Source organism: Alloprevotella rava, from assembly GCF_014195585.1.
GTDB classification, from domain to species: Bacteria; Bacteroidota; Bacteroidia; order Bacteroidales; family Bacteroidaceae; genus Alloprevotella; species Alloprevotella rava.
Genome location: NZ_JACICA010000001.1, coordinates 55,415 through 69,236 on the forward strand (window position 1 = coordinate 55,415; position 13,822 = coordinate 69,236).

The window sequence follows — 13,822 nt, forward strand, 5'->3', positions numbered from 1 at the left end:
AGTAAGTCTAAGATGAATAATATAAAACGAACTAACATGATGCAGGGAGTTATTCGTGCAGGTGTATGCCTTTTCATGCTGTCTGGTACATGCGTGCTGTCAGCTCAAGAGGCAGACACTACCGCAGTTGCGGTTCAGACAAAGGTCGCTCCAGCCAAGGCTAAGACCGTGGCACCGAAGTATGAAATGAAACAAGTTTCTGGCCATATTTTCGATGCGGCAACAAAAAAGCCTTTAGCAGGTGTTCGTGTGCAAGCTTTGAGTAATCGCTTCTACACTACGATGACTGATGAAAATGGTGCTTATACTATTTCTGTCCCTATATTCGTAACTGCTTTGTACGTGAACCTTGATGGCTATAATGCAGTACAATTGGGTATCAAAGATGCTGAAAAGCAAGATGCAGTTTTGTATAATGGTATTGTAAAATCACTCTATGGAGATGGCACTGATATTTTCAATACTGCTAGCATGAGCCTTGATAATTCAAGTGCAATCACGATCGAGAATGATATTGAAAATCATTTGAATGGAAATGTTCGCGCAATTAATCGTGGTGGTATGCCTGCACAAGGTGCTTTCTTGCTGATGAATGGCTTGAACTCTCTGAATGCAAATACGCAGCCGCTTGTCGTTATTGATGGTGTAGTGCAAGATATGCAGTACAATCGTGCGACTCTTCACGATGGCTTTGTTAATAATATTTTCAACATCATTGACCCTGAGGATATTGAAAGTGTTGAAACTATTAAGAATGGTGTAGCTTTTTATGGTTCACGTGGTGCTAATGGCGTCATAAAGATTACCACGCGTCGTGGTCATAGCATGGTTACTCGCATCAAGATTCGTGCATATGGCGGCTTTGAAACAGTTCACAATAAGATTCCTGTGATGAATGGTAATCAGTATCGTAGCTATGTTTCTGAGTTTTTAGGTACAACGGAATATGCAAAGAGCCTCTCTTCTAGCCAGAATATTCCATTCTTGAATGAAGATCCTAACTATTTGTTCTATCCGATGTATCATAACAATACGGATTGGCAGTCGGATCTTTATAGTACAGCATTTACTCAGAATTATAAGGTTGGTGTAGAAGGCGGTGATGATATCGCTATGTATAACCTTTCTCTGGGTTTTACTCAGAGTAATGCTACAGCGAAGAAGAATGACTTTAATCGTTTGAACATTCGCTTCAATACAGATGTTACGCTGACAAAGAATCTTACGTCCTCTATAGATATAGGTTATGCACGTAATGCATATAACCTGCGTGATAATGGTTGGGCAGAAGATTATTCTCGACGCCATATTTCTTCTCCGAATGTTCTTGGCCTTATCCAGTCTCCATTCATTAGTCCCTATGCTTATTTTGTAGGCTATAAGAACGGAGGCCTGTATCTTGGTCATACTGATAAGGTTTATGCTGGTAAAAATTATAACGATACCAATAATCCTTTCTCTTTTGCAAGCAAGTATGGCTTTGCTGGACTTGTTAATCCTTATTGGACTTTGCTCAATGGTGAAGGAAACAATAAGAATTATCAGGAACAAACTCAATTTAATCTGAATATCGCTCCTAAATATCAAGTTAATAAGTACCTCACTATTCAGAACCGCTTTAGCTACATTTTGAGCCGTTCAAATGAGAAGTACTATTTGCCTTATAATGGCACTCCCACTATGGAGGTAGAAGGTTTGGGGGATGTTTATAGCATCGTGCGCTCACAGTTTGGTAAAGAAACTACTTTGTTCAATGACTTCCAAGTGAATTGGACTCGTCAGTTTGGTGCACACGCTGTAGATATTTTAGGTGGATTCCGCTACTCTGCCTATTCTTATAGTGATAGCCATGTTTCTGGTTATAACAACGATAATGATAAGATGCCTAATATGTCTTATTCGTTGCAATATAAAGATTATGGTGGTACAAATGACACTTGGAATAATTTGAGCTATTATGTAAATGGTAGTTACAATTATCGTAATCGCTATTTCCTGAATGCTATTGTAGCAATGGATGCCTCCTCTCGTTTCGGCAAGGAAGCGAAAGATGGTCTTAAGTTAGCAGGTGTTCGTTGGGGCTTCTTCCCTTCACTCCAGGCTGGTTGGGTTGTTTCCAATGAAGATTGGTTCAACGTAAAAGCCATTAACTATCTGAAATTAACAGCTGGTTATGAAGTAAGTGGTAATGACGATGTCGATTACTATGCGAGCCGCACTTATTTTGCCAATCGCAAGTATCTTGATCGTGCAACAGCTCTTGTTCTTGCTAATATCGAGAATCCTACTATTCAGTGGGAAACGACTCGCAAGCTCAACTTGGGTTTGAATACTAATATGTTTGATAACAGATTGTCTTTGGGACTCAACTGGTTCTACGCTAAGACCTCTAATCTCTTGGCACAGAAATCTGTTAGTGACATTACAGGTCTTCGAACAATGTGGGCAAATGATGGTGCTTTGAAGAATACTGGCGTTGAGTTCAATACTAATGCGGTTCTAATCAATCATAAAGATTGGCGTTGGCAAGCAGGTTTCACCATAGGTCATTACAAGAATGAATTAACTAAGCTGCCAACTTCGGACTTGAACTATATCACTTCTTATCCTCTCGATGCTAATGGTAAGCGCATTGAAGAATCTGCACAGGTTCTCCATGGAGTTTTATCTAGTGTTTATGGTAATAAGAATATACTTTCTGCAGTCGGTCGTTCTGTTGGTGTCTTCTATGGCTACAAAACAGCAGGAGTCTTTAGCACTGATGCTCAGGCAGCTCAAGCAGGTAAGTATGGCTATCTTCGTTATCCAACCGGCATCGCATCTAGCCCTTATCGCAATTTCAAAGCTGGTGATGTGCATTTCGTAGATCAGAATGGTGATGGTTGGATCAATGAAGCTGATATGGTTGAAATTGGTAATCCTAACCCAACAATTTACGGAAACCTCTACACTACGTTGTCTTGGAAAGGACTGACGCTGGATGTTATCTTCAAGTATTCTTTAGGTAACGATATCTTCAACTACCAGCGTTCTCAGCTTGAATCTCAAAATAACATTTGGAATCAGACTACGGCCGTTGTCAATCGCTGGCGTTACGAAGGTCAGGTCACAGATGTTCCTCGTCCCATGGCTTCCACTAATGATGAGTGGGTTAATAACGAGCGTTTCTCTGATCGTTGGATTGAAGATGGTTCTTTCTTGAAGCTCAAGAAACTTCGCCTTACTTACAAACTGCCGTTGAATTTGAGCTGGTTGCAAGGACTCTCTGTTTGGGGCGAAGTGAACAATGTCTTCACGGTTACTAAATACCTCGGCTCCGACCCAGAAGTTTCTGTTGGCAATGGCGTCCTTTATCAGGGTGTTGATGCTGGCTATCTGCCTTCAAGTCGTAGCTTTAATTTCGGCGTAACTATCAACTTGTAATGTATAAAGATTTGTCAATTTGTGGAGAATGTATAGAGTTTTGCTCTATCTTTCTCGCACAGATTGCCAGTCAACTACAAATATCACAACAATGAAAGCAAAATCTATTTTAGGTCTTTTCGCCTTACTTTTGGGACTTGGTGCAACAACAACGTCCTGCGAAGATATGCTGACCCCTGATTTGAATCGTTATGCCGAGAATTTTAACGGCAAAGATACGGTGAACTTCTACCTTGGTATTCTTGCAAATGTTCAGGACGTTGTTGAGCAAAACACTTTGCTCGGTGAGCTCCGTGGCGATTTGGCGGATACAACGATGTTTACTTCTGACTCTATTGCAGACATTGCTAATTTCAAGCGTTCTGCTGATGGAGAAAATGCGTTGTTAAATCGTTCAGCTTATTATAAAGTTATCAACCAGTGTAATTTCTATCTCTCGAAAGTAGATACTTTGGCTTCTAAGAATAGCATCTATTATATGCGTAAAGAAGCAGCACAGGTTATGTTGATTCGTGCATGGACATACATGCAGTTGGTGCAGAACTATGGTCGTGTTCCTTATATCACAAAGCCTGTTCGTAGTGCCAATACTGGTTGGGAAAAGAATCCTGAAGCTTGGGCAACAGCTGACAATCTTCTGGATCTTGTGAAGTCCGACTTAGAACAAGCCCTGGCTTATGAAAAATCCTATGGACTTCCCAATTATGGTTCTTTCAATACTGGTGCAGGTAATATCCAGCATGCCAATATGTTGTTCCGTGGTGACCTCGTTTTAGGAGATCTCTATCTCCTTCGTGGTGCAAGTAAGTCTGATTTTTCTAAAGCAGCAAAACATTACTATGACTATCTGAAGAATGCTGCAGCGCTTGTTTCTGCCTCTTACAGAGCATCAGTTGTAAAGTTTCGTTTGGGAAGCACAGAAGACTATATTCCATATAGTTCAAATTGGACTAGTCTCTATTCTGAGTCAAGTAATGTTTCTAAGCGTTCTATTACAGAAGTTCCTTCAGCAGCTAACACTGCTTTTGGTACAACTCTAACGCGTATCCCAGCTATTTTTGGCTTTGATATACATTCTTCTAACTCAACCACAACGAATGAGAGTTCTTCCAGTTCTAGTTCTTCTTCTAGTTCGTCTTCCAGTTCTTCTTCGACTACAACTACTAGTGGTAAAATATCTCTGAAGGCAAATTATAAGCATCGTCAAGTTGGCCCTTCTCAGCGTTTCAACGCCATCAATAAAAATCTTGACTATGTTTTTTATGAGGAGACTGCAGATGTGATTACGGATGTTAAGCATCTGGATAATGGTGATGCCCGTTATTATGGAACAGCACCAGAAGTGGTTACTGAAGGTGGCCGTATACGCTTCATACAGAAATTTGGTAGCACTTCTTCTGGAAATCCATGGCCTACAAGCTTCTCTTTCCGCTATGTAATCGATCTCTATCGTACTAATCAAGTATATCTTCGTTTGGCTGAAGCCCTCAATCGTAGTGGCTATCCTCATTTGGCGTTCTCAATTCTTCGTGGTGGTCTGAATGGTCAACGCATTCCTGGCCTGAAGAAAGACACAATCTATAATGATACAGAAAGAACTAAATATATAACATCTGTTATTGATAGTACAACTGTTGAGCGCGATATGATTGGTATTGATGCTGACGAACTTGTTCGCTTCCATGCTGATGCAGATTTTGCAGATTTCAGTTTGTCGGAACCTCCATTCACTAAGAATATTGGTATAAATGAATTGGGTGGTGGCTTGTACAAGGAACAAGACAAGCAGAATACTTATTTCGTGCTTGTGGCTCAACGTATTCTTGATGAAGCAAATCGTATGAACAATATGTCGGCAGGTGTTCGTGCCCATGCTCGTAAGTTGCTCTCTACGTTAGCTCCAACAGGTCCTACACATCTTGATACATTGCGTTGGAGTTATACAGAAGTGACAGCTCCTAGTGTTTCTGATGCCAATCCCCTGGAGATTGATGCTGTTGAAGACCTTATTTCTGATGAATGTGCACGTGAGTTAGGCTTTGAAGGTTATCGTTTTGCTGACCTCTGCCGTTTCGCTCGTCATAAGAATAGTGACACTTCTGGTCGTTTCACAGCAACTCATGGTACAAGCTGGATGGCATGGCAAATTGCTCGTCGTAGTACGAATCTCAAACTCTATGAACAGCCAAATGTTTACAACACCACGTTGTATAATACGCTGATGACACAGAGTAACTGGTATTTAAGAAATCCACACGAATAAGATTCTCTTTTAATCCATAATTTTGAAGGGCGTATCTATCTAACTAAGGTACGCTCTTCTTATATTCTATATTTACATCCTCTTTTTATGGATATCTAAAAAGGCAAAAGTGTCAAATAATATCGCAGTCTATAACCCTGAGAATCGTTTGAAAATCAACTAAAGGATACATGCCCTAAAATAACGCAGGCTTGCACTTCCTAAAAATAGCTCTATTTCTGTTTTTTATTGGCGGATGGGAAAATACAATAAGGAAATTTTCAAATTCTATAAGGATGTTGGGCGACATCCTTATAGCGTCAGTTGATAGAATAAGGAAAAACAGAGCTTTTCCAAGGGTAGTATTTCGTTTCCTTTAGGAAATACGATGGATTCCGATGAGATTTGGCCATAAGAATAAGAAATCTTCCAATGCTAACCTTTTATTAGTCTTTTTGTTTTGCCTCTTTGACGCTTTCCATATTTTTCCCTTTTCTAGAATGGAAAAGTACGTTGTAAAATAAAGCGTCTTTTTGCTTTTAAGTTGTGTCATTAAAGTTTATGTTGTGATGTTGGAGAATGAATTTGACACGAGCGAAAGAATGTAGCTTAAGGATTAAAATGGAAGGAGTGCGATTTATAAACAACTGAAATTCGGTTTATCTTTTAGCTCTTTTAAATCTTACAGAAGCCACTGAAAATGCAGCTAGGGAAGTGAGAAAAGGCGAAGCTTTTTTGCATTTTCGTTTACTTTCCTTTATCTTCGCATATTATAAGATTATAATCACGCTATGGAATTTAATGCAGAGCAGATTGCAGCGTATTTGCAAGGACAGGTTGAGGGAGATCCCAAGGCCGTTGTAACTACGTTTGCAAAGATAGAGGAAGGTGTACCAGGTGCCATTACTTTTCTCTCTGATATTCACTATGAACACTATCTTTACGACACGAAAGCTAGTGTCGTATTAGTTAATAAAGATTTTCAACCATCTAAGCCTGTTACTGCCACGTTGATACGTGTTGAAGACGCACGTGCTTGTGTTGCACGTTTGTTGACATTGTATCAGCAAACGATGTCGCAGCCGCGCGTTGGTATTCATCCGCAAGCTTGTGTGGCCGAAACAGCACAGATTGGTAAGAATGTTTATGTAGGTCCGCATGCTTATGTGGGCGAGAATGTTGTTATCGGTGATGGCACGCAACTTTATGCAGGAGTAGTTGTTGAAGAACGCGCAACGGTGGGGGAGAATTGTATCCTCTATCCGAATGTTTCTGTTTATCACGATTGTCATGTTGGTAACCGCGTAATTCTTCATTCTGGTTGCTGCATTGGTTCTGATGGTTTTGGCTTTGCTCCGATTGAAGGAGGCTACGAGAAGATACCTCAGATAGGCAATGCCATCGTTGAAGATGATGTAGAGATAGGTGCTAATTCCTGTGTGGATCGTGCCGTTATGGGCTCAACCTATGTGCGCAAGGGCGTGAAGCTCGACAATCTCGTTCAGATTGCTCATAATTGCGATATAGGAGAAAATACAGTGATGTCGGCTCAAGTAGGAGTGGCTGGCTCAACCAAGATAGGTCAGTGGTGTATGTTTGGCGGACAGGTTGGCGTTGCTGGTCATATAGAGATTGCCGACCGCACTCGTAGCGGAGCACAAGCAGGTATTGCTGGAAAAGTGCGTAAGTCCGACCAGGTTATTATTGGGTCTCCTGCAATGGACGCTCGCCAGTTTGCTCGTTGCTCTGCAGTATTTAAGAATCTCCCCGAATTGTGGAAGGACGTGAACGACTTGAAGCGTGCTTTCGAAAATAAATGAAACGTATAGACTATGTTTAAGCAAAAAACTCTCAAAGGAAGTTTTTCTCTTTTCGGAAAAGGACTCCACACAGGTTTGAACCTGACCGTGACGTTCAATCCTGCTCCAGAGAATTTCGGATATAAAGTTCAGCGTATTGATTTACCAGGAGAACCACTCATTGAAGCCATTGCCGAAAATGTGGTAGATACATCTCGTGGTACTGTCATTGCGAAAGGCGAGGCTCGTTGCTCCACGATTGAGCACGCCATGGCTGCCTTGTATGCCAGTGGTATTGACAACTGCCTTATATCGGTGAACGGACCAGAGTTTCCTATCCTCGATGGTAGTGCAGAAATCTATATGGCCAATATTCAAAAGGTGGGTATTGAAGAACAGAATGCAGAGAAAGATTTCTTCGTTATTAAACGTAAGATAGAATTCCGCGATGATAAGACAGGCTCTAGCATTATCATCCTTCCCGATGAGCAATTCTCTCTGACGGCTATGATTTCTTTCGACTCAGAGTTTATTGGTAGCCAGTTTGCTACGCTTGACAATATGGAAGATTTCGGAAAGGAGATAGCACCTGCTCGCACCTTTGTCTTCGTTCGAGAAATAGAGCCTCTGCTCAAGATGGGGCTTATCAAAGGTGGCGATTTGGACAATGCTGTTGTTATCTATGAAACACCTATGGAGCAAGGTGCGCTCGATCTCTTAGCCGACAATCTACATGTGGATCATCGTGATGCAACGAAGCTGGGCTACATCCAACGCCGCCCGCTCGAGTGGCGCAATGAGCCTGCACGCCATAAATTGCTGGATATCATCGGCGATATGGCACTGATTGGTCGCCCGCTAAAAGGTAGAATTATTGCCACCAAACCTGGTCATACCATCAATAATAAGTTTGCACGACAGATGCGTCGTGAAATTCGCAAACACGAAGTGCAAGCTCCAAAGTACGACCCAAATCAAGCACCATTGATGGACATCAATCGTGTTCGTGCTTTGCTTCCACATCGCTATCCGATGCAGCTGGTGGACAAAGTTATTGAAATGGGCTCCGACTATATCGTAGCGGTTAAGAATGTTACAAGCAATGAGCCTTTCTTCCAAGGGCATTTCCCCAAAGAGCCTGTTATGCCCGGCGTTTTGCAAATCGAAGCCTTGGCTCAAGCCGGCGGATTGCTCACGCTGAACACAATGAAGGATCCAGAGAAGTGTAGTACTTACTTCTTGAAAATAGATGGTGTTAAATTCCGTCAGAAGGTTGTACCTGGTGATACGCTGCTTTTCAAAGTGCGTATGACAGCGCCCATTCGTCATGGTATTGCATCTATGCATGGCTTTGTCTTTGTGGGCGAAACTGCAGTTATGGAAGCATCTTTTACTGCTCAACTTGTTGAAAACAAATAATCATTGAATAGCTATGGCAAATAAGATAAGTCCTTTGGCTTACGTCGATCCCGAGGCTAAAATTGGAGAGAACTGCGAAATTGGTCCTTTCTGCTTTATTGATAAGAATGTCGTTATTGGCGATAATAACCGCTTGATGAATAGTGTGACTGTGCTCTACGGCACGCGGATGGGAAATGGAAATGTGGTTTTCCCAGGTGCAGTACTTGGTGCTGTTCCTCAAGACTTGAAGTTTCGCGGTGAAGAAACTACTGCTGAAATTGGCGACAATAATACAATTCGTGAAAATGTTACCATCAACCGTGGAACTGCTGCGAAGGGCAAGACCGTAGTAGGCAGTAATAACCTGCTGATGGAGGGAATGCACGTGGCTCATGATGTCTTTGTCGGCAGCGGTTGTATTATAGGAAATTCCACAAAGCTTGCTGGTGAGGTTGTCATTGACGACTTTGCCATCTTGTCTGCAAATGTTCTCGTGCATCAGTTCTGTCGCATTGGTAGTTATGTAATGGTCGGTGGAGGCTCTCGCACTAGTCAGGACATACCTCCATTCACAATGGCCGCTCGAGAACCTATAAAGTATTGTGGTTTGAATCTTGTGGGACTTCGTCGCAGAGGATTTTCTTCCGAAGTTATCGAAAAGGTGCATAAGGCTTATAAGATTATTTACGATAGTGAAAAATTGATGAAAGAACGCCTCGAAGAAGTGCGTGAAACCCTCGGTGGCTGCAAGGAAATAGACTATATCGTAGATTTCTGTAGCAGTTCACAGCGTGGTATTATTGCTGGCTAATGGTAGTCCTTTCAATAGTGCTAATAAAGTATGATATTAAAAATAAAATTTATCTCAGACGAGGTTGAAGGCTTCTTGCGTGAGTTTGAAATCGACAGCGATGCAACTTTCCTCGATTTGAATAAAGCGATTCTTGCTTCCTGCAATTATCCAGACGATCAAATGACATCCTTCTATCTGTGTGATGAAGAATGGGAACGCGGTCAGCAAGTGACGCGTGAGGACATGGGCGCATCTAGTGCTGATGAGGATGTTTATGTCATGGAGAACACGCGCCTTAGTGAGTTCTTGGAAGAAGAAGGACAACGACTCGTGTTCGTGTTCGATCCCTTTTCAGACCGAATGCTCTATGCTACGGTTTGCGAAGAGATTCCAGGAAAGAATTTGAGTGCCCCCAAAGTTGTACGTTCTAAAGGAACTGCTCCGCAGCAAATAGCAGAGCTAGACTTCTCTATGCCAGCTCCCAAAACCGCTACTGCTGGAGCAGGAGAGGTAGAAGATGATGCACTCTTTGGTGCAGAAGGTCCACAATTCAATGATGATGAACTCGATTTGGAGGGATTCGAAATAAGCGACGGACAGCCCTATTGAAAACTCTTATCGTCATTTTGGGGCCTACGGGCGTAGGAAAAACCGAATTGTCTTTGCAAATTGCAGAGCAGTTCGGTTCCTGCATTATTAGTGCTGATAGTCGCCAGTTTTATCGTGATATTCCTATAGGTACAGCCGCTCCCACTCCCGAGCAGCTAGCTCGTGTAAAACATTATTTTGTTGGTACACTTGGTTTGGAGGATTACTATAGTGCTGCACAATACGAGGCCGATACACTTCAATTGCTTGCTCAGCTTTTTGAACAGCAGGAGGTTGTCGTGATGAGCGGTGGCTCAATGATGTATATTGATGCCGTTTGCAATGGGATTGATGACATTCCAACGGTGACGGATGAAACGCGCCAAATGGTGCATTCTCGTTACGAAGCAGAAGGCTTAGAATCTTTGGTGTCCGAGTTGCGCCTGCTTGATCCTGCTTATTACGAATGCGTGGATAGGAAAAATACTGCGCGTGTGTTGCACGCCCTTGAGATTTGTTACCAAACAGGGCAGACTTTTACCTCTTTTCGTACGGGAAAGAAGAAGCTGCGTCCTTTCAATATTATAAAGGTTGGGCTGAATCGCCCACGCCCCGAATTGTTCGATAGAATAAATCTCCGTGTCTCTGCAATGATGGATGAGGGGCTTTTGGCTGAAGTGCGGCGTGTGCTCCCTTTTCGTAATTGTAACTCATTGAATACCGTGGGCTACAAAGAATTGTTCAATTATTTAGATGGAGAATGGGAGTTAGACTTTGCTCTCGATAGAATGCGTAAGAATACACGTGTTTATGCCAAAAAGCAACTCACGTGGTTCAAGCGTGATGAAAGTGTCTGCTGGTTTCATCCAGAAGAAAGCTCGATCTTTGATAGATTACACGATGCCGTGGCGGCGTATAAAAAAATCTAAATCTTTGCAGGTATGGCTTTGTTGCTGTATTTTTGCATATCAATAAGTATTGAAATATGTCAGAAATTAAAAAGTCTTTATTGGATACCCTTCTTCGTCCTTTTTGTTGGTGTAATCGCAAGTTAAAAGGATTTTGGAACTGGTATAAAAGCTTATACAAAGGCCTGCCATGGTGGAAGAAAACCATTGTGGCCCTTTCTTCTTTTATAGCCTTTCTCATCTTTTATATCTTCGCAGTCATTTTCAACCTTTTCTGGCTCTTTGGAAAGTCACCATCGCTGAACGAGATTATGCATCCTAAAACAGCAATGGCTTCTGAAATCTATAGTGCTGATGGGAAAGTTATCGGCAAGTTTTTTAGTGAAAATCGTATGCCTGTGGAGTATAAGGACATCAATCCTGTATTCTTCAAAGCTTTGATCTCGACCGAAGACGAACGCTTCTATAAGCACCACGGCGTTGACTTCCAAGGAATGCTGGCTGCTGCTAAAGATGCCACCCGAGGTAATGCTCGCGGTGCCTCAACAATCACGCAGCAGTTGGTGAAGAATATGTTTAAAGTTCGCTCTGAATATGGTACAGGTCTTCTGGGTAAAATACCTGGTGTTAGAATCCTCATTATGAAGAGTAAGGAGATGATTATTGCAACAGAGATTGAGATGACCAACTCTAAGCAAGACATTCTCCGAATGTATGCAAATACTGTTGATTTCGGCTCAAATGCTTTTGGTATAAAGACTGCTGCCAAGACCTACTTTAATACAACTCCCGCTAAACTGAAGCCTGAAGAGGCCGCAGTACTTGTGGGAATGCTGAAGGCTACTACGGCCTATAATCCTCGTACAAATCCTGAGCGAAGCAAGTCACGCCGCAATGTGGTGTTGGAGAATATGTACACTCACAACTTCTTATCGCGTCAAGAAGCCGATTCGCTGAAAAAACTTCCTTTGAAGTTGGACTTTAGTGTGGAAAGCGCTCTTGATGGGCAAGCTCTCTATTTCCGCGATGCCGTAGCTGACTATATTAAGGAAAAGTGTCCCGATCTGGATCCTTATACAGATGGTCTGAAGATCTATACTACGCTGGATACGCGTATGCAGAAATATGCGGAAGAAGCTGTTACGCAGCAAATGAAAACTGTGCAAAACAACTTCGACAATCATTGGCGTGGGCAAGATCCTTGGCGTGATGAGCGCGGAAATATTATTCCGAACTTTATAGAAGATCGTTTGAAGAAAGAAAATACCTATAAGCAGTTGGTGGCTCGTTATCCCAACGATCCAGACTCTGTAACTTATTTTCTCAATAAGCCACATAAGGTAAAACTCTTTACTTATAATGGTCCAGAAGAACGAATCATGTCAACGGTCGACTCTTTGAAATATATGGTCCGTTTTATGCACGCAGGTTTTATGGCAATGGAGCCGCAGACTGGTTATGTTCGTGCTTGGGTGGGCGATATTGATTATAAGACTTGGCAGTATGATAAAGTAGTATCCATGCGTCAACCTGGTTCTACTTTTAAGCTCTTCGTGTATGCTACGGCAATGAAGCAAGGTCTTACGCCTGCCGATACTCGTCGAGATGAGATGATTGAGATGACTGTCTACGATAAAGTTAAAAAAGAAAATACAGTATGGCGTCCCACAAATGCTAATGGCCGTTTTTCAGGCATTGATATGCCCATACGTGCGGCTTTTGCTCGAAGTATAAATTCGGTAGCTGTACGCTTAGGGCAGGAAGTGGGTATTCCAGAGATAATTCGTACCGCTCAAGATTTAGGTGTGAAATCTCCTTTAGATGATGCTCCTGCATTGACTTTAGGTGCAAGCGATGTGAAGCTAGAAGAAATTGTTGGAGCATATAGTGCCGTGGCCAATTATGGTGCTTATATCGAACCCACTTTGGTTACAAAAATAGTGAATCAAGATGGTGATGTAGTCTACGAGACAGAAGCGAAGCCCGTACAAGCTCTTCCATGGAAGGCTGCTTTCTATATGCAAAAGATATTGGAGGCTGGTATGACAGATTCTGGTGGTACGTCACAATCCTTTCAGAGCTACTTAGGTAGTGCTTTGTGGAATAAAAAGATAGATGCAGGTGGAAAAACAGGTACTTCGAATAACCACTCTGATGCATGGTTCGTTGGAGTTACGCCAGGACTTGTCTGTGGTGCTTGGGTTGGAGCCGAAGACCGTTGCATACACTTCCGAACTGGAGCTTTAGGACAAGGGAGTAGAACAGCTCTGCCGATTGTAGGGCTCTTTATGCAAAAAGTTTTGGCAGATGCCGAGCTTGGGCAGAAGTACAGACAGCGTTATGCACCAACACCTGAAGTTGTTGATCCTGCTACTTATGGTGGAGATTTTAATTTCTCAGCTCCTTCTGATAATCTTGCAGATTCTCTTTCTTCTCATCAGTCAGATAGTTTAGACTCTTCCGCTGATGATTTGATGGGAGGAGGTGGAGAACCGTTAGAAGAACCTGCTGTTACGCCGCGACCAGAGGAAGTACAAAGTAGTTCTTCCCGTACTGTGATCTCTTCGCAAAAAACTGGTACGCAGAAAGTGAAAAAGGAAAAAGACTCTGGTGAAGATCTTTTTAACTAAAAAATAAACTAACGGCAGGTTTGCAAATGAGTAAACTT

Annotated in this window: 8 protein-coding genes; all 8 read left to right on the forward strand. The window is 42.3% G+C overall.

What is annotated here, in order from left to right:
* Positions 1–12: 12 nt before the first annotated feature.
* On the forward strand, positions 13–3,423 hold the full coding sequence (locus tag FHS60_RS00200; RefSeq protein WP_244957381.1) for a SusC/RagA family TonB-linked outer membrane protein: 3,411 nt from the start codon (positions 13–15) through the stop codon (positions 3,421–3,423).
* A gap of 91 nt (positions 3,424–3,514) precedes the next feature.
* Positions 3,515–5,686 carry a RagB/SusD family nutrient uptake outer membrane protein gene (locus tag FHS60_RS00205; protein WP_183693387.1) on the forward strand — a complete coding sequence of 724 codons (2,172 nt, stop codon included), beginning with the start codon at positions 3,515–3,517 and terminating at the stop codon, positions 5,684–5,686.
* Between the two features lie 770 nt (positions 5,687–6,456).
* A complete protein-coding gene (gene lpxD / locus FHS60_RS00210; protein WP_183693390.1) occupies positions 6,457–7,485 on the forward strand; it encodes a UDP-3-O-(3-hydroxymyristoyl)glucosamine N-acyltransferase in 1,029 nt (342 codons plus the stop codon).
* 12 nt (positions 7,486–7,497) lie between these two features.
* On the forward strand, positions 7,498–8,883 hold the full coding sequence (locus FHS60_RS00215; protein WP_009348248.1) for a bifunctional UDP-3-O-[3-hydroxymyristoyl] N-acetylglucosamine deacetylase/3-hydroxyacyl-ACP dehydratase: 1,386 nt from the start codon (positions 7,498–7,500) through the stop codon (positions 8,881–8,883).
* A 13-nt stretch (positions 8,884–8,896) separates the two neighbouring features.
* Positions 8,897–9,676: an acyl-ACP--UDP-N-acetylglucosamine O-acyltransferase gene (lpxA, locus tag FHS60_RS00220; RefSeq protein WP_009348247.1), complete on the forward strand. Its 780-nt coding sequence runs from the start codon at positions 8,897–8,899 to the stop codon at positions 9,674–9,676.
* A 30-nt stretch (positions 9,677–9,706) separates the two neighbouring features.
* On the forward strand, positions 9,707–10,267 hold the full coding sequence (locus FHS60_RS00225) for an IS1096 element passenger TnpR family protein (RefSeq protein ID WP_183693393.1): 561 nt from the start codon (positions 9,707–9,709) through the stop codon (positions 10,265–10,267).
* Entirely contained in the window at positions 10,264–11,175 is a 912-nt protein-coding gene (miaA, locus tag FHS60_RS00230; RefSeq protein ID WP_183693396.1) for a tRNA (adenosine(37)-N6)-dimethylallyltransferase MiaA, read from the forward strand. The genes FHS60_RS00225 and miaA overlap by 4 nt, the downstream gene beginning before the upstream one ends.
* A 56-nt stretch (positions 11,176–11,231) precedes the next feature.
* Complete coding sequence (locus FHS60_RS00235; protein WP_183693400.1) at positions 11,232–13,784, forward strand: transglycosylase domain-containing protein; 2,553 nt, start codon at positions 11,232–11,234, stop codon at positions 13,782–13,784.
* Positions 13,785–13,822: the final 38 nt, after the last annotated feature.

Excerpts from the sequence above, each read along its gene's own strand:
- FHS60_RS00200 (WP_244957381.1), top strand. The coding sequence starts at position 13 with ATGAATAATATAAAACGAACTAACATGATGCAGGGAGTTATTCGTGCA.
- FHS60_RS00205 (WP_183693387.1), top strand. The coding sequence starts at position 3,515 with ATGAAAGCAAAATCTATTTTAGGTCTTTTCGCCTTACTTTTGGGACTT.
- lpxD (WP_183693390.1), top strand. The coding sequence starts at position 6,457 with ATGGAATTTAATGCAGAGCAGATTGCAGCGTATTTGCAAGGACAGGTT.
- FHS60_RS00215 (WP_009348248.1), top strand. The coding sequence starts at position 7,498 with ATGTTTAAGCAAAAAACTCTCAAAGGAAGTTTTTCTCTTTTCGGAAAA.
- lpxA (WP_009348247.1), top strand. The coding sequence starts at position 8,897 with ATGGCAAATAAGATAAGTCCTTTGGCTTACGTCGATCCCGAGGCTAAA.
- FHS60_RS00225 (WP_183693393.1), top strand. The coding sequence starts at position 9,707 with ATGATATTAAAAATAAAATTTATCTCAGACGAGGTTGAAGGCTTCTTG.
- FHS60_RS00235 (WP_183693400.1), top strand. The coding sequence starts at position 11,232 with ATGTCAGAAATTAAAAAGTCTTTATTGGATACCCTTCTTCGTCCTTTT.